Source organism: Halococcoides cellulosivorans (assembly GCF_003058365.1).
Classification (GTDB): domain Archaea; phylum Halobacteriota; class Halobacteria; order Halobacteriales; family Haloarculaceae; genus Halococcoides; species Halococcoides cellulosivorans.
On sequence record NZ_CP028858.1, the window covers coordinates 1,417,055 to 1,442,139 of the forward strand.

Genomic DNA, 25,085 nt, shown 5'->3' on the forward strand with positions numbered 1-25,085 from the left:
CGGTGCCGGTCATCGATGCCACCCCCCGCCAATCACCGGCCAGACCCGTCCAAACACCGGCAACGCCGACCGGCTCTCGGCGCGGTTCCGTCCCCAACACGGCCGGATTGTCCACTTTCTGACGCCGCGCGCGACGTGCGGTGATCCGTAGCATGTGCATCTTGGACACGGCTCTGCGATAAGTATCCTTCGTAGGTAGTAGGCATCGCTCTGAAAAGCTTCATATTACCGGGGCGCAGAGGTTGCGCTAGCGCACGCTACCGGCCCGTCTGCACACGGGAGGAACTCAACAAATGCGAAACGCCAAAATCGTCTGTACACTTGGACCAGCGTCTGACTCGAAGGCACAGATCCGCGATCTCGCGGAAGCAGGGATGTCCGTCGCTCGTCTGAACGCCAGCCACGGCAGCCCCGAGGACCGCAAAGACGTCATCGACCGCATCCGTGCAGTCGACGAGGAAGTCGACCGCAGCCTCGCGGTCATGCACGACATTCCCGGCCCGGAAGTCCGGACCGCCGACATCGACGAGCCGATCTATCTGGAGGGAGACAGTCGCGTCCGATTCTTCGAGGGCGACACTGCGACTCCCGAGGACGTCGGCCTGTCGGTCGACATCTCGGTCGTCGAACCCGGTGACAGTGTCCTCCTCGACGACGGTCGGATCGAGACCACCGTCGAAGAGGTCGACGGATCGGACGTCTACGTCCACATCGAGAACGGTGGCGAACTGAAGGCTCGGAAGGGCGTCAACGTGCCCGGCGTCGATCTGGACCTTCCTTTCCCGACCGAGAAAGACCGTCGTGAACTCGAAGTCGCCGCCGAGAAGAACGTCGATCTGGTCGCCGCGAGTTTCGTTCGCGACGGCAGCGACATCATCGAGATCAACAACACCCTCGAAGAGTTCGGCGCGGACGTCCCCGTCGTCGCCAAGATCGAACGGAAAGGGGCCGTCGAGAACCTCGACGACATCATCGAGGAGACCTACGGCGTGATGGTCGCCCGGGGCGACCTCGGTGTCGAACTCCCTCTGGAGAAGGTTCCGGTCTTCCAGAAACAGATCATCCGCAAATGCAACGAGGCGGGCATTCCGGTCATCACGGCGACCGAGATGCTCGACTCGATGGAACAGTCCCGCCGCCCCACGCGCGCGGAGTCCTCCGACGTCGCCAACGCCGTCTTCGACGGCACCGACGCGGTCATGCTCTCCGGCGAGACCGCGATCGGCGCTCACCCCGCCCGCACCGTCGAGACGATGCACGACATCGTCCGGGCGACCGAACAGAGCGACGTCTACGAGCGGATCCGCGACGAGCGGGTCCCGCCGTCGGACGAGTCCCAGGCCGACGCGCTCGCCCACGCCGCTCGCACGCTGGCCGACGACCTCGACGCCGCTGCGATCGTCGCCGCGAGCGAGTCGGGGTACACCGCACTCAAGACCGCGAAGTTCCGCCCGAGCGTTCCGATCGTCGCGACGACGCCCAACGACCGCGTCCGCCGGCAACTCGGCCTCTCGTGGGGGATTCACTCCGTGACCACGCCGTACACGACCGAGGGCGCGGACGCGATCATCCACGAGTCCGTCCAGGCCGCACTCCGGACGAACGTCGCTGAGAGCGGCGACACGGTCGTCGTGGTCTCGGGGATGATGACCGACCTCGAAGGCGTCAACACCTCGAACATGCTCAAGATACACATCGCCGCGGAGACGCTCGTCTCCGGGGAAGCGATCGTCTCCGGACTCGCGACCGGACCGCTGGTCCGGGTCGAGGACGGCGACGTCGGATCGGTCCCCGACCGGGCGATCCTCGCGATCCCTGCCGACTTCGACGGCGACATCGAGGGCGACATCTCCGGGATCGGCGGCATCGTCGACGCCCGCGAGACGCGCATCTCACCGATCACGTCGGTGGCACGCGATCACGGCGTCCCGATGATCATCGACGCGGCCGTTCCGACGGGCGTCGACGACGGAACGACCGTCACCATCGACGCCGAGCGGGGCGTCCTCTACGAAGACGTCGTCAGCGACTACTCGGCATAACCGCCGCAGTCCCCGTCGCTCGGATCGAATCGACCGCCGACCGGGGTTGATCCGGTCGCTGGTCGGCCGCCGACGTCCCACCCGAGTAGCGGCCAGCCCGGAATTTTTGTCAGATAAAATAACCATGGTGGCGCGAGTAAATATGTGCAATTAAGTAGCGGTGGTTCCTCTGGACGAGCATATGGCAGTCTTCGCCGGGGTCGATCTGGGTGCGACCTACGTCCGCGCCGTGATCGGAGACGCCGAGCACGACGAGCTGGGGATGCACAAACGACCGACACCACAGGGCCCGAGCGGCATCGAGGTGACCGAGGCCGTGTTGAGCGCCATACGGCGAGCCTGTGAGGAGGCGGGCGTCGATCCGACCGACCTGGAGGGGGTCGGCATCGGATCGATCGGCCCGCTCGACCTCGCGGAGGGGGTCATCGAGAACCCGGCGAACCTGCCGGACTCGATCGACCGGATCCCGCTGACGGGGCCGATCGAGAACCTCGCAGAAACCAACCGGGTGTACCTCCACAACGACGCCGTCGCGGGCGTCATCGGCGAGCGGTTCTACAGCGATCGCAACCCCGACAACATGGCGTATCTGACCATCTCGACCGGCATCGGGGCCGGCGTCTGTGTCGACGGGACCGTCCTGCACGGCTGGGACGGCAACGCCGGCGAGGTGGGCCACCAGACGATCGATCCCGACGGCGTGATGACCTGTGGCTGCGGTCGCGACGGCCACTGGGAAGCGTACTGTTCGGGCGACAACATCCCCCGATACGCACGCACGCTGTTCGAACGAGAGGACTGGGAGACCGATCTGCCCCTGCATAGCGACGATTTCTCCGCGGTCGACGTCTTCGAGTTCGCGGGCGACGACGCCTTCGCGGACTACATCATCAATCGGATCGCCCTCTGGAACTCGATCGGCGTCTCCTCGATGGCCACCGCGTACGCGCCGCTGGTGATCTACATCGGTGGCGCCGTCGCGATCAACAACCCCGAGTTGGTCGTCGATCCGATCCGCCAGAAGATGGACGAGATGGTGTTCGTGAACGTCCCCGAGATCGAGATCACCCAGTTGGGCGACGACGTCGTCCTCAAAGGTGCGCTCGCGAGTGCCCGGACCGGCGGGACGGGCGACCGTAAAGAACTCGACTCCGCGACGGTCTGAGCGGCGTCAGGCCTCGATATCGACGACCATCACGGGCACGTCTGCGTTTTTCACGACCCGATCGGTCACGCTCCCCATCTTCGCGAGACGGTCCCGACCGCTGCGCCCGTGGGTCCCCATCACGATCAGGTCGACGGCGTTGTCCTCGCTAAAGGCGATGATGTCCCGATACGGAATGCCACGCTCCAGGTGGCCTGTAGCTTCGACGCCGTCGTCTTCGAGGCGGGTCACCGCGTCGTCGATGGCCCGATCGCCTTCCTCTTCGAGCGAGCGAATGACGTCCTCGGTGGCGTCCTCGGAGGCGGCCTGGTACATCCGTTCGTCGAGGACGTAGAGCACGTCGACGGAGGCGTCGAACGCGTTCGCGATCGATGCGGCGTGTTCGAGCGTTCGAGCCGTCCCCGTCGACCCGTCGGTCGGCACGAGAATGCGGTCGTACATACACGGGAGAGAACCCCGAGACTCAAAAACGGTGGTGGCCGTCGGGCCCTGGCCAGCCGTCTGAGACGGCGGGCTGTCTCGGTCACCCGGTGAAATGCGGGTGATTGCTGACCCGTCGCGGGAGATATCGCTGGACACGGGGGAGTTCACCGATGTCCGCGTCGACCTGATCGATCAGTTCGTCGATGGTCAGATCGTGCTCGGTGTCGGCCGAGCGGTCGTTGACGCCGATCTCCTCGCCCTCGATCTCGCGGTCGCCGACGACGACGTAGTAGGGCGTCCAGTCGGTCTCGGCGCGAGCGATGCGTTTGCCGACCGACTCGTCGCGGTCGTCGACGTCCGCGCGGATCTCGGCGTCTTCCAACTGATCGACCAGATCCAGACAGTAGTCGGCGTGGCTGTCGGGGTCGACGGGGATGAATCGGACCTGGGTCGGGGAGAGCCACGTCGGCAACTGTGGGGTGTCCATGCGCGCAGTCTGTTCGAGCAGGGCGGCGACGACGCGTTCGATCCCGCCCGACGGCGAGTAATGCAAGATCGGCGGGTGGAACTGGTCGGTGCCGTCCGAATACTCGATATCGAATCGCTCGGCGCTCTCGACGTCGATCTGGACGGTCGGGTTCTCGATCGGCCGGCCGAGGCCATCGATCGCCGCGAAGTCGATCTTCGCCGACCAGTAGTGGTGCCGTTCGGGGATGATTTCGAGCAGCGACGGCGTATCGAGATCCGCGACCAACTCGTCGATCCACGTCTCGTTGTCGTCGTAAAACTCCTGGGTCACCCGGATCGCCGGGACGTAATCGAGATCGAGGTCGTCGGCAGTCTCCAGGGAGAGTTTCGCTTGCGCCTGGAGTTCCGCGCGGGCCTGATCCATGTCCTCGGTCGCGGTGTGCATGTCGGGCATGGTGAAGGCTCGCAAGCGCTTGAGCCCCGTCACCTCTCCGCGCTGTTCGCGGCGGAACGAGTACATCGACATCTCGTAGATCCGCATCGGGAGGTCGTTCACCGAGATGTGCATGTCTCGCATGATCGAGAACTGGCCGAAACACGCGGCGAACCGCAGCATCATCCGGCGATCGCCCGAGTCGAACCGGTACTGGCGCTCCCCGAACTTGCCGGCGTGTTCGTCGATCGAGCGCGCGCCCAGATCGTACATGATCGGCGTCTCGACGGGCATCCCACCGTACTCGACGACGAGGTCGTTCACGTACTCGATGAGTGCATCCCGAACGAGTTTTCCCCGGGGGTACCAGCGCAGGTTCCCCGTATCGGAGAGGTCGTCGTAATCGACGAGGCCTTTCTCGCGCATCAAAGAGACGTGGGGTGGCTCCTCGCCTTCGCTGGCGACGATGTCCTGGACCTCGTCTTCGATAAAGGCCGTCATGTCGTCGTCGACCTCGTCTTTCGCCGCGATCGCGGACTCGCTCGATCCGTCGGGGAACAGGACGCGCCAGTCGCTGGGCGCGCGCGGTTCGTCCTCGGGTTCCTCGTCGGGCGCCTCGTGAGAGACGTGTCGGGAGAGTTCGGAGAGCGGGTGGCCCTTACACGAGATCTCGAAGGCCTTGTACCAGCCGAAGGGTGCTCGCAGCACGCTGTAGCCCTCGGCTTCGAGGCCCGCTTCGAGGTCCTGCATCACCGTCTTCGCGGAGTCAGGATCTGCGAGGTCCTCGCTCAGGTGTGCGTACGGATAGAGCACGACGTCGGTCGTGTTGAGTTGGCCCGTGACGTCGTCGAGTTCCGCGAGTGCGTTCTCGACGACGCCGTCGATGCTCTCGGCATCGTCGCTCTCGACGCTGATGAAGACCGTCACGCAGTCTTCCATCCGTCCGTCCATCGGGACCCCCTCGGTCTCACCGAGCCCGTCGGCCGCTTCCTCGGTCGCCTCGAATTCGAGGTGATCCGAGTGAATGAACAGCAAACGCATATCCCTACCTTCCGATGGGCGGCCAAAAGGGTGCCGAAAGCGTGGCCGTCAGAGTGCGGGCGGTGAGACGGCCGACGGCACTCACACCAGCAGTGTCTTCGGGGCCTTGGGGACGACCAGCACCTTCGAGCCCATCGGGACGGCGTCCGCGACGTGGTCACGGGCGTGCATGAGACACTCTTCGACGAGTTCGGGGTCCTCGCTGTCGGTGATGTAGGCGTCGGCGTGACGCAACGATCGGACGGTGACGAACCCACGCTGAGCCCCAGGTTCGTACCCCTCCAGCATCGCCTGATAGCACGATTCGGCGTCGTCGGCGTTCGAGAGCCAGTCGTAAAAGCGGTCCTCACCCCGGCCCGATCCGTACCCCTCGTCGAGGACGGCCGGAACGACCACGCGCCCACCCTCCTTGACGGGTGCGCCGTCCGAGAGCACGACGTAGGTGATCCCGCGCGTCGTCTGGTACAGCTGGGCGTCCTTGGGCGCACCCACCCCGGAGATCACGACGTCGTACTCGTCCTCGACCTCGTAGGCCAGCGCGTCGCGGGCGTCCTCGGCCAGGTCGCGCACGACTGCACCGGAATCGCCCGCCGACGCCGCCAGGAAGCCCTCGGGCCCGGGCAAGACGTTGAGACAGAAGTCCAGGCCGATCTGCTCGCCCGCGGTCTCGACGGCCTCGCGGAACGGGTTCCCGTCGATTGTGCCCAGTTTGACGGCGTCCTGACTGAGCATCTCCGGGCCGTGGGTGAACTTGATGATCGCCTCGCCGCCAGCACCGATGACGACCGTCTTCGCGCCGCCCGAGAAGCCCGCGTACTGGTGGGGTTCGCTCTGCCCGGTCGTCAGCACCCGGTCGGCCTCGGCGACGGGTTCGTACACCTCGACGGGGACGTCGCCGACCTGGCCGACTTCGACGACCTCGTCGGGGTCGTGATTCTCCGCGAGATCGGCGTACTCGCCGAGTTCGTCTTCGATCTGCTCTTCGTCCATCGGGCCGTGGAGGCCCAGGCCAATGACGATCGTGACCTGATCGCGGTCGACACCAACCTCGGCGAGTTCGTCCATCAGCACGTCGACGAGGACGCCATCGGGCGCGTCGCGTGTGACGTCCGTGACGACGATCGCGATGTCGTCGTCTCCGTCGACGCGGTCGGCGAGTGGCTCACCGTGCGGGTCGGCGACGGCATCTTCGGCGGCTTCGCGCACGTCGATCGGGTCTCCGCCGGGCAGTTCCGCGACGGTCACCGAACAGCCGGGCAAGTCGACATCGAGATACTCGTCGCCGTGCGGGACGCTGAAACTCATCGCTCGGCGAGACGGTCGGCCCGCACAAATCAGTTGCCCCCGAGGGTAGCGTGCCAGTCTCGGGCATCAGAGACGGTGACTTCTTGGGACAGTTGGACGCTGTCAGTCTGTAACCCGACCAAGCGCACTATCCAGTTGCGCTCGGCAACTGCCTGAAGAAGGTGCGATGGATCGACTGGCAGCAAATTTACACCCTCCGCCGAGTTTTGTCTATGTATGGGTCTTGGAGAAACAGTCGATTATCTCGCCGAGGAACTCGATCTCGAACGGAGCGATCACGTCCGAGAGGTCGGCCAGTCGGTCGCGGATCTTCGCGACTAATTTAAACCGGTTTTCGAAGTCACGTTCGACGAGTCCAGTTTCCAGATACTCGATGAACTCCTGTTTCGTCGGGCCAAGGTCACCACCGTCGACTGGTCCAGTCGTCTCAGTCCGCCCACTCGACCAGGCGCGCGTACACCGGATCACTCTCCAGGGCCTCCCGATCGCCGACGAGGACGAGCGCCTTCTTCGCCCGGGTGAGCGCGACGTTCACACGACGATAGTCCTCGAATATCGGCCCGTCGAGCGATCCCGTCCCGACAAAGGAGAGGACGATCACCTCACGACTCGACCCCTGGAAGCGATCGACCGTGTCGACGGTGATCGATTCGGGCACGCGGCGCTCGATCGCCGCGACCTGCGCGCGATAGGGCGCGATCACGCCGATCGATTCGTCGGGCACGCCCGCCGCGCGATAGGCCGCGACGATCTCTTCGACGGTGTCGGCCTCGCGGGGATTCACCGCGCCCTCGTCGTCCCCGTCGGGATCGACGAACGCGACTCGCCGGCGGAGGTGAGCGGGCAACGCCGCGGCGTCGACGCTCGCGAGGTCTGCGATCTGCTGGGCGGCAGTCTCGCCGTCCGCGGGGCGCAGCCGTCCGTCGTAGAACTCCCGAGAGGGGAACGCCTGGATGCGCTGAGCCATGCGGTACTGCTTGGTCAGCATGACGCCGGCCTCGGGATAGGTGTCGATGAGGCGCTCGAACAGCGATCGCGAGAGGGTCGCCCCCGCATCGGGGTCGCTCTGGACGACGGGCGGCAACTGGTGGTGGTCACCGACGAGGACGAACCGATCCGCGAGTGCGATCGCCGCGAGCGCACCCGGTTCGGTCAACTGTCCGGCCTCGTCGATCACCGCGACGTCGACCGACTGCTCGCGCATCACCCGCGAGCCACAGGTCGCCGTCGTCGCGGCGATCACGTCCGCCTCGCGCAGCGTCGCTGCGCGTTCGTCCGGGTCGCCCGCCGGATCGAGTCGGCAGTCCGCGACCGGTTCGGAGACGCCGCTCTCGGTGCCCATCCGGACGACGCTCACCCCGCGCTCGCGGATCGCCTCGACGGCGGTGTCGACTGCGCGATTGGTGAACGCCGAGACGAGCACGCGCTCGCCGCGTTCGACCAGCGCGTCGACAAGGCGGGCGAGCGTGTAGGTCTTGCCCGTCCCGGGCGGGCCGTGGATGAGCGCACAGTCCTCGGCGGCGACCGCCCGGCGGACCGCGCGGTCCTGAGCGTCGTTGTTCGGGACGAAGGTCGCGTCGACGTCTTCGAAGGATGGGGCGCGCCGCTCGAACAGCACGTCCTTGCGCTCGGGCGGGCGCGCCAGCACGGCGTCGTGGATCGCCGTCAGCATGCGATCCACCCCGATGTCGGAGGGGTAGATGTCGAGTCGGCAGAGATCGAGTGGCTCGTCGGTCGTGACGATCACGTCGGCGGCGTCTTCGGACGCATCTGTGCCGTCCGCATCTTCGCCGCTCGCATCTGCGGGCGACCCACCGAGTCGCTCGACGCGCGCGAGTTCGGCGCTTCCCCCGACCGGATCGCCGTCGCTCGCGAGCACGATGTCGCCCTCGCGGATCTTCGAGATGGCGCCCGTCGAGCGCGCGCGGAGTTCCCAGCGGCCGTCATCGCGCTGAGTCCGGCCGCACGGGTCGAGATCGACGAGCGCGCGGTCCGCGTCGGCCCGGTCGTCGGCGGACTGCTCCCAGAGATCGGTGAACGAGGAATGGATCGCGTGCCGCTCGGCCTCGATCGCGTCATAAAACTCGTCGACGTACTCGCGTTCGGCGCTCGGCAGCGCTTTCCCGACCGCGCCGGCCTTGGAGTGTTGATCCAGCCGGCCCGCGAGCGCCATGCAGGTGTCCTGTTCGAAACAGTACTCACAGGTCGCGTCGGCCTCTTCGCCGGTCGGGATCGCGCGCTGGGCCTCCATCGCGGCGATCTCGTTGCGCGCGCGGATGACGAATCGCATGAGGCCATCACCGATCGAGAAGTCCTTGGCGGGCGAGAGGTCACCGCCGATCTCGGTGCGCTCGACGGCGGCGTTTTTCGTATACAGGAGCGTTCCGGTGTCGGGCGCGGCCTCGCGGTCGCCCCCGGAGAGCAAGAGTGCGTACGCCGTCGCCTGGATCTTGTCCTCGAAGCGTGGCTCGCGACGGGTGTTCTTGCCCGTCTTCAACTCGACGGGCGCGCCACGCCGGACGGCGTCGGCCCGCCCCTTGATCGACAATCGCTCGTCGATGAGCGTGATCTCCGAGCGCCACTCGCTTTCCGCCGGTGCGAACTGCTGGCCGCCGTCGGGCAGCGATCCCTGAGCAAGCCAGCCCTCGATCGCGCGAGCGTGATCACTCACGTCGTCACGCACCGTCGCGGCGTCTTTATCGAGCAACCCGAGTTCGAGACCGGCCTCGTGGACCCGGCGCTCGACGGCCGCCTCGCTGTCGATCCCGCGGAGGAGGTCACCGAAGACCTCGTGGACGATCGTCCCCTTGACGACGGGGTACGCCAGCGGCGTCCCGGTGAGTTTGTCGAGATAGTACTGCCGGGGGCACTGGACCCACTCGCGGATGTCGGTCACGTCGACGACGACGTCGGGTTCGACGACGACGGTCGCGGATCGGTCCGCGAGCCACGGGTCGCCGTCTTCCAGATCGTAGAAAGCGACCTCCATGCCGGGGTCGAGAACCGCGGCCGTCTCGGTCCACTTCCCGAGGAGGTCGACCGCGACGGGGTCGGATCGACCCTTGTCCGGACGGATCGTGACGGTGCGGCGATCGCCCGGCGTGTCCTCGACGTCCGAAATCGACGCGACGGGGCCCCGAAGGTGCACAGGGTCGGCAGGGTCGGTCCGAGTAAAGACGTGTCGGTCATCGAACGGCGGTGGCGGGTCGGTCGATCGGCAGCGCGTGGCTGACCGCTCAGACCATCTCGAACAGCGCGAGCACGTCCTGTTGGTCGACGATGCCGTCGTCGGTGAAGTCGTAATACGCGCTGTTGTCCTGGATCGCGGCGCTGTCGGTGTTCTGGAACAGGCGATTCACGTCGGGGAAGTTCAGCGTCCCGTCACCCGAGAGGTCCTCGTACAACCCGTCGTCGTCGGGATCGGTGGGGCGGACCCCGTCGACCGCGGGCGGCCCGTCGGCACCGCTCCCGTCGGGTTCCTCGCCGTAGACCAACTCGCCGTCGAGATACACCGGAATCTCCGGGACGACGCTCGCGCCGTCGGGGTCGATCCCGCGATAGCTGTGGTCGTTGGTGGGGTCCCAGTGCGGTTCGAAGTCGTCGGCCTGGGCGGCGATGAGCGCGATCTGCAACTCCCGCTTGCCGTAGATATCGGGGCCGGACCAGTCCATATCGACGTAGTAGATGCCGGCCTCTTCGTCCCAGGCGTGCGGACCAGTCACATCGCACTCGCCCTCGTAGCGGGCCTCCTGTTCGTCGTACATGACCGCAACCTCCACGGCGTCGATGGTCTGGCCCGCCTCGCGGAGTTCGCTGATGTCGAAGAAATATCGGGCGCTGAGGCCGTCTTCGTAGTGGGGCGGGTTGAAGGATCGATTGTACAGCGTGATCTTCGCCTGGGTGCGCGCATCGGTCTCCTGGGCGAGTTCGGCAGTCACGAAATAGGGGTCGATCGGCGGTTCCATCGGCGGGAACCGCTCGATGGTGTCGTCGAGCGGCGGGTCCTGTGGTGGGAACTCCTCTATCGGTTCGCCCTCGTGGTAGTACTCGACGAAGCCCGCGAGCGCGCCCACCAGTCCGACGTTGAAGTCGATCGCGACCTCGTTGACATCGTACTCACTGGTCACGTCCTCGTGGACGCCCTCTCCGTCCGGGCCGCCGACGAGCGCACCCCACAGCGTGTGGCGATGCTGGCTTGGATCGTCCATGCTGTTGGTGAGCGACCCGTGAGCGGCGCGGTGGTGGGGATGTTCGGCGTGGGCTTTCCCGTCCTCCCCGCCATCGGCCCCGAACCCCACGATCAACGAATACCCGAACGGGTTCTCGCCCATGATGTAGTCCATCTGGGTTTTGGCCCAGTCGGTCAACGCACGGGCCTTCTCGGTGTCGCGATACTTGCGATACACCATCGCACAGAACTGCGCAGCGGCGTTGTATCGGGCCGATCCCCACGTCGTGAGCACGCTGAAGCCGTCCGGAGTGGTCGCGATGTAATCGGTGTCACCGTCTTCGTGATCGACCGCGCCACCGGTCCAGTATTCCAGATTCCAGCGCGCGATCGACCACCACCGCTCGTTGTCGGTCGCGGCGGCGAGTTTCAAGAAGACGCCCGACCAGACGGTGTCCCAGGAGTGAATCCAGATGTTTTCCCAGTTGTCGCCCGCGCTGTCGATGATGCGCCGGAGATAGCCGGTGAAGTTGCCCTCGCTGTCGGTCTCGGTAATGTGTTCGATGTAGTGGTCCTCGCCGGTCGCGATGTGCAACCAGACGGCGGCCCAGGCGAGTTCGTCGTCGTCGTACGTCGATCCGTAAAAGCCGCCGTTGTACCCCAGACCACGATTCGACCGCGCGAACGGGTAGAGTGCTGTCGCGGCGTCGAGACACTCGGCGGCGTAGTCGGGGTCGTCGTCTTCGAAGACGAGACTCGCCACGGCGAGTGCGGCGGCCGCGCCCGCCGTCTGATCGCTCCCTGGCTTGTCTTCGGTCGCGAAATAGGCCGGGCGGGGTTGCTCGCTGGTCCGCTGGAGTTCGGGCGGTCCCCAGTAGTCGTGGTCGGCAACCCCCTCACCGACCTGATAACAAAAGGCGACGACGTCGCCGTCGTCGTTGCGGAACGTGCTCTTGAGGAAGTAATCCGTAAAGCCCCGGAGCAGGCGCGTGGCCTCCTCGTACTGTCCGGCCGCTTTGAACGCCTCGGGGAACTCGTACAGTTCCCAGGCGAGCGTCGACGCCGAATAGGCCTGTGGCAGGCCGAACTTGACGTGGTCGCCCGCGTCGTGATACCCACCGGAGAGATCGACCGTCCCGGTGCCCTCCGGGTCGAGAATCTCGCGGTGGTCGTCGATGAACGACTCGGAGAGGAAGACACCGTTCTCGCTGGCCCCTTTCTCCGAGATGGGTTCGAGCGGGATCTCCTGGTCGGTCAGGTGACAATCACCACGCCACGGAAGCCGATCGTCCTCGGCTTTCGGCCCACACCGGTTCGCGTCGTAGAAATACAGCGACTGCTGGAGAGCGTGCGCGTAGTTGTACTCGCCCGATTCGGTTTTCGCTGGTGTTCCCGCCAGGCCAGTGCCCGTGAGGAGCGGACTGCCGGCCATCGCGAGTCCAACGCCGGCAGCCAACGCCGAACGCCGGGTGATCCACCCGGGTCGACGACCCGTCGCGGTCGATCCTGGCGTGTCCGTCGAGTTCGTCTCTGTGTCTGAACGTTTCATATGTGAACCTCCACCCACCCATTTTGATTCGAACCCGATACCGGAAAATTTTGCGGTTCACCCCACCTAAACCGCCGATTTACAGAAAATTACTGAAGAAGGACAACGTGTTTCGGCCCGGCCGTCAGACCATCTCGAACAGTGCGAGCACGTCCTGCATGTCGACGTCACCGTCGCCGTCGAAGTCGTAGAAACTATCGTTGGCCTGGACCTCGGGCGAATCCGCGTTCTGGAACAGGGTGTTCACGTCCGGGAAGTTGGCGGTGCCGTCGCCGTTGATGTCCTCGTAGCGGCCGTCGCCGTCGGGGTCGGTCGCGCCGGCCGGCCACGTGGGTTCGTCGGGCGTGGGCGTCGTCGTGGTCGGCGTCGGGTCCGTGGGCGTCGGGGTCGTCTCCGAGGACCCCTCACCAGGAACCATATCGTTGGCTTTCTCTTCGAGCACCTGACGGACGTACTCGCCCATGTCCGCGCCGTCGAGGGCGACCCAGTCACACGGCAAATCCTCACAGTGCGTGGGGATCGTTCCCGAGTAGGGGTCACCGATGGCGTCCTCGGAGTCGTCGGTCGGGAAGTCGCGTTCGACCATCGCGGAGAGCCAGACGGGGTCGAAACACCACGCCGTCCAGGAGAGTTCGTTCTCCTCCAGCCACGCGAGGAACGGTTCACCGAACTCCTCGGTCGTCCCGATGGTCGGGTAGGCCCCGATGTCGGTCTGCCAGCCGAACTCCGTGACGAACAGCGGGACCTCCTCGTGGCACTCGTAGACGCCCTCGCCGTTGTTCTGGTCGGTCGCGTCGTCGTCCTCGCCCTCGATGGTGCCGTCCCAGTCGCCGGTGTCGCTGATCGAGTGGCCAGGATAGATGTGGTAGGTGTAACCGAGGTTCCCACCGTCGGGTTCCTCGACGAGCGAACCCTCGGGGTACTGGGACCACATCGGTGACCCGACGATGGTGAACGTATCGCTGTGCTCGCGGATCGTGTCGATCCAGGGCTGGCAGGTTTCGACCCAGTCGCTCCAGATGTCCGCCGACCAGCCGTTGACGACGGGCGTCCCACCCATGTTCGGCGCGGTCGGTTCGTTGTACATCTCGTAGATGACGTGATCCTCTGCGGCGTAGCGTGGCGCGACGACGTCCCAGAACAGCTGGACCTCCTCGGAGAGCGTCGGGTCGTCCCACGGGAGTTCGCCCTCGCCCCAGTGGCGATGATAGTCGACGATGGCGTACGCCCCGTTTTGCTTGCAGCGCTCGACGGCGGGGTCGAGGTGGTTCTCACAGTAGCTGAGGAGTTCCTCCTCGGTGAACGTGATCGGCTCGTGAACGCGGACGTCGGCGTGAGGAATCGGTGGCAGGCCCGCGACGTCGCCGGGATGGATGGGGAGTCGGATCACCCGCGAGTTCCAGCCCGCGGACTCGTCGGTCGCGAAGTCGATGACCTGTTCGGTCGTCTTCCCACGGGCCTGAGCGGTGGCGTTGATCCGCCGGGGATCCGCGATGTTGACGCCGCGAAGCACGACCTTCTGGCCGGTCGGATCGACGATGTCGGCCCCCGACCGTTCGAGCCGAGGGGTCGGAATTCCACCCGCGGTCGGCGTCCCGATCGCGGAGAGTGCGAGGCCGCCGGCGGTCCCCGCCGCGACGGTCTTGAGGAACGTTCGCCGGGACTGTCGGGCGGTCGATGCTGGTGTCGAGTCGGTGTGGTCCTGGGTCATGGGTGAACTACCGGATCGCGCCGTCGCAATCGAACGGTCTTAAATTTGTGGCCAATGAGTATAAAAATTATCGTCGCTCGGCCGGCAGGATCGCCTCTCGTTCGACACACCGACGGCGGCCACCCCCCGAGACCGACGACGGTCCACTCTATCTCCGCCCAGAGGACCAAGATCACGCCCGCCAGTGACGACAATGTTTCGCGTCGACAGCCTATGAAACGATCGTGATACGTGACGGAGACTGTTTCGATACGTATCATCTATACGAACAAATGTCCCGGTCGGAATCGATCGATAGCTCGATAGTGTTTCTCTTGATTCGATGGTTCAGTTTCAAAAACATCGGTCGCCAACCAAGTCGTTGGCCCCTGATATTTTTACCCCATCCCGCCGTCGGCCTCGGACATGGCATTGCGTGGCGGTGTGGTCGTCGTCGCCGGCCGGACACCCGACACCGTCGATCGGGTGGCGACCCGACTGCGTGAAGATCACACCGTCCGGGTCGCGTACCCGTCGACGGACCTCGACGCGCGGATCGACGACTACTGCGACGTGCTGGTCCTCCTCGATACGGACGGCGTCGGGCCACTTCCGGAGCGGACCGAACGGCTCCCGCAGGTCGGCCTCGTCGGGGATCCCGCGGCGCTCGGGACGACTGTCGACACGACAGTCCCTCCACCGATCGACGACGTGGACGTCCGATCGATGGTCCGGCGTCTTGCGGCCCGAGCACGGTTCTGTCGCGCACTGCGTGCTGCCTACGACGAGGCCTGCCACCGGGTCGAGAGTCAGTCTCCCGGTGGTGCCCCCACCGTCGAGCAGTACCGCGCCGAGGTCAACGACGTGTTGGCCGCGATCACGACCGCCGAGGCGTTCGAACTGCTCGGTGGCCCGGTCGACTGGGACTGATCGGACCGAGCGGAAACGTTTTTACTCGCGCTGGTCGGCACGCCTGTATGGACGAACGAGCCGAAATTCTCGCTGTACTCCGGGAGAACGCCCGGTATTCGGTCACCGAGATCGCGGAGATGACCGACTGCGAGGAGTCGACCGTCGAATCCGTCGTCGACGATCTGGAAGACGACGGCGTCGTTCGCGGCTATCGCGCGGTCGTGGACTGGTCGAACGCCGAGCGATCGCGCGTCACGGCGATGGTTGAGTTGAACGTCACACTCGATCGGGAGACCAACTATCGGGACATCGCTGATCGCATCGTGAAGTACCCGCCGGTCGATTCGTTGCGCCTGGTGAGCGGCGACTTCGATTTCGCCGCAGAGGTCTCGGCCGAATCGATGGAGGAGGTCTCCCGGTTCGTCAGCGACGAGATCGCTCCGATCCCCGAAGTGACCCAGACGGTGACCCACTACGTCATGGAGACCTACAAAGAGCAGGGCATCGCGTTCGGTGACGGTGACGACGACGATCGACTCTCGATCTCGCCATGACGATCGAACCGTCCGAACGGGTCGACCGCGTCGGACCGTCGGGGATCCGCCGGTTTTTCGAACTCGCGGAGGAAGTCGACGATCTGATCTCGCTGGGCGTGGGCGAACCCGACTTCTCGGCCCCGTGGACCGCCCGCCAGGCCGCGATCGACTCGCTGGAGCGGGGCAAGACCTCGTATACCGCCAATCGAGGGAAACGCGAGTTGCGCGCGGCGATCGCCGCCGATCTCGCGCGGTACGACCTGACCTACGACCCCGACGACGAAATCGTCGTCACGACGGGCGTGAGCGAGGCGCTGGATCTCGCGCATCGCGCGCTCGTCGATCCGGGCGACACCGTCGCCGTGGTCGACCCGAGTTACGTCTCGTACGTCGCGAACGCCACGTTCGTCGGGGCCGACGTGCTCCGCGTGCCGACACGCGACGACGAGTTCGTCCTCACTCGATCGTCGCTGGAGGCCGCGGGCGCAGCGGACGCCGACGTCCTCCTGATGGGCTATCCGAACAACCCGACGGGCGCGACGATGACCCGCGACCAACTCGAACCGGTCGCTGCGTTCGCCCGCGAACACGACCTCACGGTGTTCAGCGACGAGATCTACGCGGAGTTGACCTACGGACACGATCACGTCTCGATCGCCGCGCTCCCGGGGATGCGCGAGCGAACCATCGTCCTCAACGGGTTCTCGAAGGCCTTCGCGATGACCGGTCTGCGCCTGGGGTACGCCGTCGGCCCGCCCGCAGCGATCGACGCGATGAACCGGATCCACCAGTACACGATGCTCTCGGCCCCGACGACCGCCCAGTACGCCGCGATCGAGGCGCTGGATTCGTGCGCGGACGCCGTCACCGAGATGCGCGACCAGTACGACCGCCGGCGGCGGGTCGTCCTCTCGCGGTTCGACGAGATGAACATCGACTGTTTCCGGTCGAGTGGAGCCTTCTATGCGTTCCCCGAATCGCCATGGGACGATTGTGAGGCGTTCGCGGAGGCGCTGATCGAGGCCGAACAGGTCGCGATGGTCCCTGGGACGGCGTTCGGGCCCGGCGGGACGGACAATCTGCGCGTCTCGTACGCGACCGATATGGAGAGTCTCCGCGAGGCCCTGGACCGCGTGGAGCGGTTCGTGGAGGCGTTCCCCACCGAAGAAGCGTTCGAAGCGGATCGGTGAACCGGCCGATATTCGGGAGAAAACGGGCCGAAACCTGACGTAAACCTTTTTTCCCCACATCCCATGTTGTCGACTAATGGCAATCGATGACACAGAGGGGGACGAGGAGTCCGGGTCCTCGTTACTCGGTCGGACCCGGGGCCGCGACGAGGATCAGTACTCGTGGGAGGACTTCAGGCGCGAGTACCACGATTCCGGGCGCTTCGATCGAAGCGAGTACCTGGGATTCGACCCGCAGCGGACCGACGACCGTGTCCGGCGCGCGGCGGCACAGGCCCGTCCGCTCCTCGAACCGGTCGAGGATTACGCCGATCCGTCCCGGCACACGGTCGTCAAAGGCGAGTACGACTGGGAACATTTCAAACAGGAGTACTACTTCGAGGCTGACGGATCGCGCCCGCGCGACAGCGAGGGCGAGGTCGTCCCGTTCGACGCCAGCGAGTATCTGGGGTTCGACCCCGCCGAGACCGAGGGGCAGTTGAGCAACGCCGAGAACATCGCGAGCGAACTCGACGAGGTGGTCGATCGGCGGACCGTCGACGTAAACGAGGACCTCGACGAAGACGCCTTCTTCTCCACCGTCGAGGGGCACACGACCGTCGCGAACCGGTACGATCTCGAAAAAGCCGTCCCGATGGCAAAGAAACTCCACTTCGACGAAGTCGAGCGCTACTGGGTGAACAAGCCCTACGCGTTCGTCGTCATCTTCCACTCCCGGAAGGAAAACGAGACCAAATACTACGTCATCCAGCCGTATCGCAACGAGATCGAACTCGATGTCGCGGACTTCATCGCCGGCAAACTCAAGACCGCGATCCGGTACTCCGACGACGAAATCGCCGTCGAGGGCGGCGAATCCGAGCGCGCGGCCGTGATCGACCGGGAGACGCTCCGCCTGCTCGACCGATACGACGTCTACGACGCCCCCGGCAGTGGGGGGATCGGCGGATCGCTGTTCGGCGGCGACCGCGAGAGTCCGGACCTCGAAGGCGGCCTGGACGGCATCTCCGTGCGGCCCGAACCCGCGGTACTCGCTGAGGATCGAGACGTGCTCAACGAGTACGAGGTCGAGAAACTGCTCTACACGCTCAAACGGGACTTCATCGGCTACTCGAAGATCGATCCGATAAAACACGACATCAACGTCGAGGACATCTCGTGTGACGGCTACGAGGCCCGCGTGTTCGCGTACCACACCGACTACGAGCAGATCATCACGAACGTCGAGCACGGTACCAAAGACCTCGACGACTTCGTCGTCAAACTCGCCCAGCGATCGGGCAAAGGTATCTCGAAACGCCAACCGCAAGTCGACGCGACACTCCCCGACGGGTCGCGTGCCCAGTTGACCCTCGGTCGCGAGGTGTCCGACCACGGGACCAACTACACCATCCGTCAGTTCAAAGACGTCCCCTTTACCCCGATCGACCTGATCAACTGGAACACGTTCAACCTCGACGAGATGGCCTTCCTGTGGCTCTGCATCGAGAACCACAAGTCGATGATCTTCGCTGGCGGGACGGCGTCCGGAAAGACCACGTCGCTGAACGCGGTCTCACTCTTTATTCCCTCGAACGCAAAGATCGTCTCGATCGAGGACACCCGCGAGGTCGAGTTGCCCCAGCGCAACTGGATCGCGAGCGTCACCCGCCCATCGTTCTCGGAGGACGCCGTCGGGGACATCGACGAGTTCGACCTGCTGGAGGCCGCACTCCGTCAACGCCCCGACTACATCGTCATGGGTGAGATCCGTGGTGAGGAGGGGCGAACGCTGTTCCAGGTCATGTCGACCGGTCACACCACCTACACCACCTTCCACGCCGACTCCGTCGGTGAGGTCATCAAGCGGTTCACGACCGAACCGATCAACGTCTCGAAGACGCTGTTTACCGCGCTGGACCTGGTCTCGATCCAGACCCAGACTCGGGTGGACGGGCGGAAGGTCCGCCGGAACAAGACGCTCACCGAGATCAACGAGTACACCCCCGAAAACGACGAGATCAACGTTCGTGACGTCTATCAGTGGCAGGCCGACACGGACGCCTACATCCAGATGGGGTCCTCGAACACCCTCGAAGAGATCAAGTTCGATCGCGGGTGGGACCAGGAGCGTCTGGACGAGGAGCTGTTCAAGCGCCGGATCGTGCTCGCGTACCTCATCAAAAACGGTCTCAACACCTACACCGAGGTCGCAGCGACGATCCAGGCGTACATCAACGATCCGGACACGATCCTCACCCTGATCGCCAACGAACAGCTCGAACGATCGCTGGAAGACCTCCGTGAGATGGAGTCCGTCCAGATCGAGGTCGATCCCGACAAAGAGGAGATGGTGCCCAGGCCGGACCCGCCGGCGGACCTCCTCGAAGAGACCACCGACATCCTCGACGACGCCGAGGAGACCTTCGAGCACTATCGAAGTATGGAGTCGCCTGACATCGTCGCCGCGCTGACCGAGACCATCGCCACCGAGGACGACGAGGACGACTTCGGTCAGTTCGTGCCGAAAGCCGAGGCGGGGGCCGGCGAGGACTGATGAGCTTCGCGACCGATTCCCCGAGCGGTCAGATCGGCAGCGGAAACACCTTCGGTGACGCGTTCTACCCGGTGTACAAGCGACTGTTCGACGAAGACGGCGACTTCGTCGCCAGCGTCGACACCAAGCTTGCCGAGGCGCGGATGGGCGACAACGTCGAGATGTTTCTCTCGAAGGCTCTGGCCGTCGGCCTCATCGCCGGTGGCGCGCTCACGGCCGTCGGTCTGCTCATCGGCGTGTTGCTCGTCACCGTCGTCTTCGGCGGTGCCCCGTCGTTTTTCGGACTCACCTTTCCGGAACCCATCCTCACCATCGTCCAGATTCTGAAGATTCCGTTCGTCGTTCTCGTCTCGGGGCTCGTCTTCGGGTCGACAGGATTTCTGACGGGCTTTGGGTCGCTCGTGTCGGTCCCGTACTTCCGATCGAGCGCCCGTGAGCGAGAGATCAATACGCTGCTCTCGGACTCGGTGTCCTTTATGTACGCCCTGTCGATCGGGGGGCTGAACCAACTGGAGATTCTCAACGCGATGGCCACCTCCGAGGACACCTACGGTGAAGTCTCTCGGGAGTTCCAGACCATCGTTCGCGAGACCCAGTACTTCGACATCGACTACCGGACCGCGATCCGGAATCAGGCGCTCCGAACGCCCAGCGACGAGTTGAGTCAGTTCCTCACCGACATGCTGTCGATCGTCAACTCGGGCGGGGACATGACGCGATTCCTCGAAGACCAGAAGAACAAGCAGATGCGGACCGCCCAGCAACAACAGGAGCGCATCCTCGACACGCTCGAACTGTTCGGGGAGATGTACATGACGCTCTCCTTGTTCCCCCTACTCCTCATCATCATCCTGGTCGTCATGGAGTTGATGACCTCCGCCTCTCAGCAGATGCTCCTGCTCGGGGTGACCTACGTCCTGATTCCGATGATCAGCATCGGATTTTTGGTCGTCATCTCGACGGTGACCCAGGACGAACCTGGCGATGGATTCCTCGAACCGGACAGCGACAGCGGGACGGAAGTCACGGGCAAGAACATCGACGTGCTCGATTTCTCCTTCGTCAATCAGTTCGTCGGAGAACACAGTATCTTCGATAAGATCAAGAGCAAAGAAGGGACCCACAACGTGATGACGGTCATCAAGCGACCGCACATCTTCTTCCGGGACTACCCGATGACGGTCCTGATCGTCACGGTCCCCGTGTCGCTGGTCGCACTCGTCGCCGCCCTCCTGCTCGGGTGGGCGAACCTATCGATCGATGCGATGACCACGTCGCCGTTGCGCGAGACGTTCATGTGGTTTTACCTGCCGATGTACATCAATCTCGTTCCGCTGACGGTGTTTTACGAGTGGAACGTCCGGTCCCGGCGAGGGGTCATCGGATCGCTCTCCGACAACCTCCGGAAACTCGCGAGTGCGAACGAGACGGGGATGACGCTGCTTGAATCAGTCAAGGTCGTCTCCGATACCTCCTCGGGGACGCTCGCCGACGAGTTCGACGCCATGCACGCCAAGGTGCGATACGGCACCGATCTGAAGACCGCCCTCCGAGAGTTCAACAACGACTACCACATCCCCCGATTGGCCAGGACGGTCAAACTGATCAGCGAGGCTCAGGAGGCGTCGAATCAGATCCAACACGTCCTCTCGACGGCCGCCCAGGCCAGCGAGAATCAAGACGACATCGACCGCGAGCGCATCTCTCGAACGCGGATGCAGGTCGCGATCATCCTGATGACCTACATCACGCTGCTCGGCGTGATGGCGCTGCTCAAGGTGCAGTTCCTCGAAAAGATGGGCACGCTCGTCACCGAGGTCGGGGCCAACAGTGGGAGCGCGCCCGGCGGCGGCATGGGCGGGCAGTTCCAGTCCGAACTGCTCCAGGGCGGGTTCATGTCCATGCTGTTTTTCCACGCGGTCACGATCCAGGCGCTGGCCTCGTCGTTTATCGCGGGCTACGTCCGGGACATCAAGATCCTCGCCGGCACGAAGTACGCCGTCGGCCTCACGACGCTCGCGCTCATCGTCTGGATCGCCGTCACCAACATGGGCGGAGCGTGAGTCTCCGCCGGAAAATAGGGCGGAGCGTGAGTCTCCGCCAATACAATCGGGCGGAGCCGAATCACTCGTCGTCGCGAATCAGATCACGGATCGCAGCGCGGTCGACCGTCCCCGACGCCGTTCGGGGAATCGTCTGCACGACGGTCCACGTTTTCGGCCGTGCGGGTGCGCGAAGGTGCTCGCGAGCGTACGCATCGAGAGTCGCCGTCGCACTGTCCGGGAGGGCAGCGTCGTCCGTGACGACCGCCGCGCCGACGCGCTCGCCCCACCGATCGTCCGGAATACCGACGACGGCGACCGCCTCGACGGCCGGGTGTTCGCCGACGACACGCTCGACGGCGTGCGGATCGATCGTCTCACCGCCGGAGACGATGCGGTCGTCGAGTCGACCCGCGACGAACAGAAATCCGTCCTCGATCGATCCCAGATCACCCGTTCGCAGCCCCGCCGCCGACCACTCGCCCGACTCGTCACAGTAGCCCGGCGTGACGCTCGGCCCGTCGACGACGATCTCACCCGTCACGCCAGAATCGACCGCCGCACCCGTCTCGGGATCGCGAATCGTGACATTCACCCCGTCGAGCGGGCGGCCCACGGTGTCGATCCGATCGTGGAGGTCGTCGGGCGTCGCGATCGCGACCCCCGAGGCCGTCTCGGTCGTGCCGTAGGTCGGCCAGAGCGGGACGCCCCGATCGAGCGCGTGCCGGCGGAGGGCGGTCGGCACGGGCGCGCCCCCGACGAGCACGGCCGACAACGCATCGGGGGGCGACCACCCCGCGTCCAGCAGCGCCGACAGCTGTGTGGGGACGAGAGAGACGCCCGTGAGCGAGTGGTCAGCGAGCAGCGCTCCGATCCGCTCGGGATCGGGCGGGCGCTCGACGACGGCGGTCGTCCCCAGCCCGATCGCTCGAACGATCGGCATGAACCCGCCCATGTGGTGGACGGGAAGCGGGTCGAGCCAGCACTCGGCGGCCGATCCCAACCGGTCGGCCCAGCCACCCACGCTCGCGGCGAGCGTTCGAACCGCGAGTCGCACGCCACGGGGCCGCCCGGTCGTCCCGGACGTAAAGGCGACGACGGCCTCGCGCTCGGCCGCCCAGTCGGTGGGCGGGACGGAAGCAGACGGGGTGCCGTCCCCGAGCGCCGCAACGTCGATCAGGCGCGTATCGAGATCGCGATCGGCCGGTGATTCGACGACGACTGCGGCGGGGTCGGACACGTCCAGACACTGCTGGACCGTCCGATCGGGCGCTCCGGGGTCGAGCAAGACGGCGCTCGCGCCAACCCGCCAGATCGCCCCGAGGACGGCGACGAAATCAGCGCGATCCTCGACACAGACCCCGATCCGAGGGCCCTGAGCGTCTGGATCGGCCCCACGGTGGTCCCGGAGTCCCACCGCCCACGTTTCGACGCGCCGATCGAGCGCCTCGAAGGTGACGCTGTCGTCGCTCGCGGGCCAGCGGATCGCAGTCCGATCGGGGGAAACGGCCGCCTGGCGTGCGATCGGATCGCACTCGCCCGGGTCGACGGCCGTCACGCAGAGACCGCCTCGATTCCGAGCCCGGGCCGATCCGGCAGCGTCAACTGGCCGTCCGCGATCGTCGCGGGATCCGGTGCCAGATCGCGCTCCAGTCGATCACCGGTCGCGAGCCCCGACGGCGCGACGGCGGGCAGACTCGCCGCGAGATGGGCCGCGGCGGTGCGGGCGAGAACGGCGTCGACGGTCGTCGAGACGACGACATCGAGGCCGGCGTCGATCGCGCCGCGTGCGACCGTTCGCGTGCGTTCGAGGCCGCCGAGCGCCATGGGCTTGCAGACGAACGCGTCGGCCAGATCGACGAGCGCGAGCGGATCGCTCGCCTGGACGACCGACTCGTCGAGGGCGATCGACACGCCGGTCTCGGTACGCAACTGCCGGAGCGCAGCGTGGGCCCCCGCGCCGACCGGCTGTTCGATCAGATCCAGCGCGTCGGCCTCGGGCGTGGAGAGCACTGCGCTCGCGAATGCGGGTGACCAGGCCCCGTTGGCGTCAATCCGGACGGCGACCGCGTCGGGGACGGCCGCTGCCACCCGGGCGATCCGCTCGCGCTCGACGGCTGGATCGTCGGCTCCCGCCTTGCACTTGACCGCGGGAAAGCCCTGTTCGGCGGCCGCTCGCGCGCGCTCGGCAGTCTCTTCTGGAGAGAATCGACCGATCGTCGCGTTCAGCGGCACCGCTCCGCCCGACCCCCCGAGCGTCGCCCACAGCGGTTCCTCGTGCAAGCGCGCCTTGGCGTCCAGGGCCGCACACTCGACGCCGTGGCGGGCCGCGGGACGCGCGATCGGGTCGAGACGATCGACCGCGCGTTCGAGGCCGTGCCGCGCGGCGTTCTCGCGGGCCTCACCGAGGGCGTGCTCGGTCGCTGCGAGCGGTTCGGTCCAGCCAGCGAGTGGGGTCGCCTCGCCGATACCGGTCGTTCCCTCGTGGGTGACGGTGACGACCCACCCGTCGCGGTCCGCGATCGTCCCGTCGGCGGTCGCCAGCGGTGCGTCGAGTGGCAGGGAGAATCGCTCGATCTCCACTCAGACCACCACCGGGAGTGCGAGGCCGACCGCGAACGTGATCGCGTGGACGACGGTCAACTGGCCGGTGCGTTCGAGAGCATCGTTGAGCCGTTCGCCCGATTCTCGGCGGACCGTCCGGACGAGAAGGGCCGCGCCCGGCAGCGTCACCAGTGGCAGCGCCACCGCGAGTGTCACCCCGTCGACGGCGTCGAGGGCGCCGGCGATCGCGAGACCGAGCGGGACGAGATAGGCGACGGCGACGAGCGCGACGTACTCAACCCGGGCCCAGTCGTCGCCCAGCCGAACCGCGAGCGTGATCTTACCCGCCGCGCGGTCGTCTGCGCGATCGCGAACGTTGTTGACCACGAGAATCGCCGTCGCGAGCGCCGCCATCGGGAGACTCGCGACGATCGCGAGCGTGCTGATCGACCCGGGCGGTGGCGCGATCGGGAATTGGGCGCCGGCGATGGCCGCCGCCTGAACGTAGTACGTTCCCACGACGGCGAAGACACCGAAATAGAGAAAGACGAAGACGTCTCCGAGCCCGTAGTAGCCGTATGGGTAGGGTCCGCCGGTGTAGAGGATTCCCGCGGCGATCCCCGAGAGGCCGACGAGTACGATCGGGACGCCGCCGACGAAAACGAGATACAGGCCGACGACGACCGCGAGCGCGTAGGTGATGGCCATCGCCGTGGCGACCTGCCGGGGTTCGATGAGGCCGCCTGCTGTAACACGAGTAAAGCCCTCGCGATCGGGGTCGTCGACGCCGTGGCGCGCGTCGAAGTAGTCGTTCGCGAAGTTCGTCCCGATCTGGATGAGCAGCGCGCCGACGAGCGCCGCGATCGCGGGGCCGATGGCGACGACACCCTCGACGACGGCGACCGCCCACCCGACGACGACGGGCGCGGCCCCCGCCGGAAGCGTCTGTGGCCGGGCGGCCATGAGCCAGGCGCGCCCGACCGACGGAGTCTCGGACATACCCGCGCTCGGAGGGCCACCCCCACAAGCGTACCGCTCGGG

The 25,085-nt window shown here is 65.6% G+C and carries 16 protein-coding genes; 7 read left to right on the plus strand and 9 right to left on the minus strand.

The genetic code is table 11. From position 1 onward, the window contains the following. The first annotated feature begins 293 nt into the window (after positions 1 to 293). Both pyk and HARCEL1_RS07020 read left to right on the plus strand, forming a co-directional pair. Complete coding sequence (gene pyk, locus HARCEL1_RS07015; RefSeq protein WP_108381842.1) at positions 294 to 2,042, plus strand: pyruvate kinase; 1,749 nt, start codon at positions 294 to 296, stop codon at positions 2,040 to 2,042. A 181-nt stretch (positions 2,043 to 2,223) separates the two neighbouring features. Continuing rightward, positions 2,224 to 3,207: an ROK family protein gene (locus HARCEL1_RS07020; protein ID WP_108381843.1), complete on the plus strand. Its 984-nt coding sequence runs from the start codon at positions 2,224 to 2,226 to the stop codon at positions 3,205 to 3,207. A 6-nt stretch (positions 3,208 to 3,213) separates the two neighbouring features. On the opposite strand, the gene HARCEL1_RS07025 is transcribed toward HARCEL1_RS07020, so the two are convergent. The 6 genes from HARCEL1_RS07025 to HARCEL1_RS07050 form a co-directional block, all read right to left on the minus strand. Beyond that, positions 3,214 to 3,648 carry a universal stress protein gene (locus HARCEL1_RS07025; protein WP_108381844.1) on the minus strand — a complete coding sequence of 145 codons (435 nt, stop codon included), beginning with the start codon at positions 3,646 to 3,648 and terminating at the stop codon, positions 3,214 to 3,216. Between the two features lie 82 nt (positions 3,649 to 3,730). Continuing rightward, entirely contained in the window at positions 3,731 to 5,572 is a 1,842-nt protein-coding gene (locus HARCEL1_RS07030; RefSeq protein WP_108381845.1) for a threonine--tRNA ligase, read from the minus strand. An 81-nt stretch (positions 5,573 to 5,653) separates the two neighbouring features. After that, positions 5,654 to 6,877: a lactate racemase domain-containing protein gene (locus HARCEL1_RS07035; protein ID WP_108381846.1), complete on the minus strand. Its 1,224-nt coding sequence runs from the start codon at positions 6,875 to 6,877 to the stop codon at positions 5,654 to 5,656. 427 nt (positions 6,878 to 7,304) lie between these two features. After that, positions 7,305 to 10,025: an AAA domain-containing protein gene (locus HARCEL1_RS07040; protein ID WP_108381847.1), complete on the minus strand. Its 2,721-nt coding sequence runs from the start codon at positions 10,023 to 10,025 to the stop codon at positions 7,305 to 7,307. Between the two features lie 88 nt (positions 10,026 to 10,113). Then, positions 10,114 to 12,594, minus strand: a complete 2,481-nt coding sequence (locus HARCEL1_RS07045; RefSeq protein ID WP_108381848.1) for a glycoside hydrolase family 9 protein — start codon at positions 12,592 to 12,594, stop codon at positions 10,114 to 10,116. Between the two features lie 124 nt (positions 12,595 to 12,718). Next, complete coding sequence (locus tag HARCEL1_RS07050) at positions 12,719 to 14,305, minus strand: cellulase family glycosylhydrolase (RefSeq protein WP_108381849.1); 1,587 nt, start codon at positions 14,303 to 14,305, stop codon at positions 12,719 to 12,721. 405 nt (positions 14,306 to 14,710) lie between these two features. Between HARCEL1_RS07050 and HARCEL1_RS07055 the strand changes: the two genes are divergently transcribed. The 5 genes from HARCEL1_RS07055 to HARCEL1_RS07075 all read left to right on the plus strand — a co-directional run bounded on the left by HARCEL1_RS07055 (position 14,711) and on the right by HARCEL1_RS07075 (position 21,521). After that, entirely contained in the window at positions 14,711 to 15,214 is a 504-nt protein-coding gene (locus HARCEL1_RS07055) for a hypothetical protein (RefSeq protein ID WP_108381850.1), read from the plus strand. A gap of 47 nt (positions 15,215 to 15,261) precedes the next feature. Next, entirely contained in the window at positions 15,262 to 15,750 is a 489-nt protein-coding gene (locus HARCEL1_RS07060) for an Lrp/AsnC family transcriptional regulator (protein WP_108381851.1), read from the plus strand. Beyond that, positions 15,747 to 16,922 carry a pyridoxal phosphate-dependent aminotransferase gene (locus tag HARCEL1_RS07065; RefSeq protein WP_108381852.1) on the plus strand — a complete coding sequence of 392 codons (1,176 nt, stop codon included), beginning with the start codon at positions 15,747 to 15,749 and terminating at the stop codon, positions 16,920 to 16,922. The genes HARCEL1_RS07060 and HARCEL1_RS07065 overlap by 4 nt, the downstream gene beginning before the upstream one ends. 76 nt (positions 16,923 to 16,998) lie before the next feature. Beyond that, positions 16,999 to 19,458 carry a type II/IV secretion system ATPase subunit gene (locus tag HARCEL1_RS07070; protein ID WP_108381853.1) on the plus strand — a complete coding sequence of 820 codons (2,460 nt, stop codon included), beginning with the start codon at positions 16,999 to 17,001 and terminating at the stop codon, positions 19,456 to 19,458. Then, positions 19,458 to 21,521: a type II secretion system F family protein gene (locus tag HARCEL1_RS07075; RefSeq protein ID WP_108381854.1), complete on the plus strand. Its 2,064-nt coding sequence runs from the start codon at positions 19,458 to 19,460 to the stop codon at positions 21,519 to 21,521. Before HARCEL1_RS07070 ends, HARCEL1_RS07075 begins: the two co-directional genes overlap by 1 nt. Before the next feature lie 61 nt (positions 21,522 to 21,582). Here the strand turns inward: HARCEL1_RS07075 and HARCEL1_RS07080 are convergent, their stop codons facing one another. From HARCEL1_RS07080 to HARCEL1_RS07090, 3 genes are read right to left on the minus strand one after another with little or no spacing between them, the layout of a single operon-like run. Continuing rightward, a complete protein-coding gene (locus tag HARCEL1_RS07080; protein WP_108381855.1) occupies positions 21,583 to 23,058 on the minus strand; it encodes a class I adenylate-forming enzyme family protein in 1,476 nt (491 codons plus the stop codon). After that, positions 23,055 to 24,083: a mandelate racemase/muconate lactonizing enzyme family protein gene (locus HARCEL1_RS07085; protein ID WP_108381856.1), complete on the minus strand. Its 1,029-nt coding sequence runs from the start codon at positions 24,081 to 24,083 to the stop codon at positions 23,055 to 23,057. Before HARCEL1_RS07085 ends, HARCEL1_RS07080 begins: the two co-directional genes overlap by 4 nt. Then, on the minus strand, positions 24,084 to 25,043 hold the full coding sequence (locus HARCEL1_RS07090) for a 1,4-dihydroxy-2-naphthoate polyprenyltransferase (RefSeq protein ID WP_108381857.1): 960 nt from the start codon (positions 25,041 to 25,043) through the stop codon (positions 24,084 to 24,086). Positions 25,044 to 25,085: the final 42 nt, after the last annotated feature.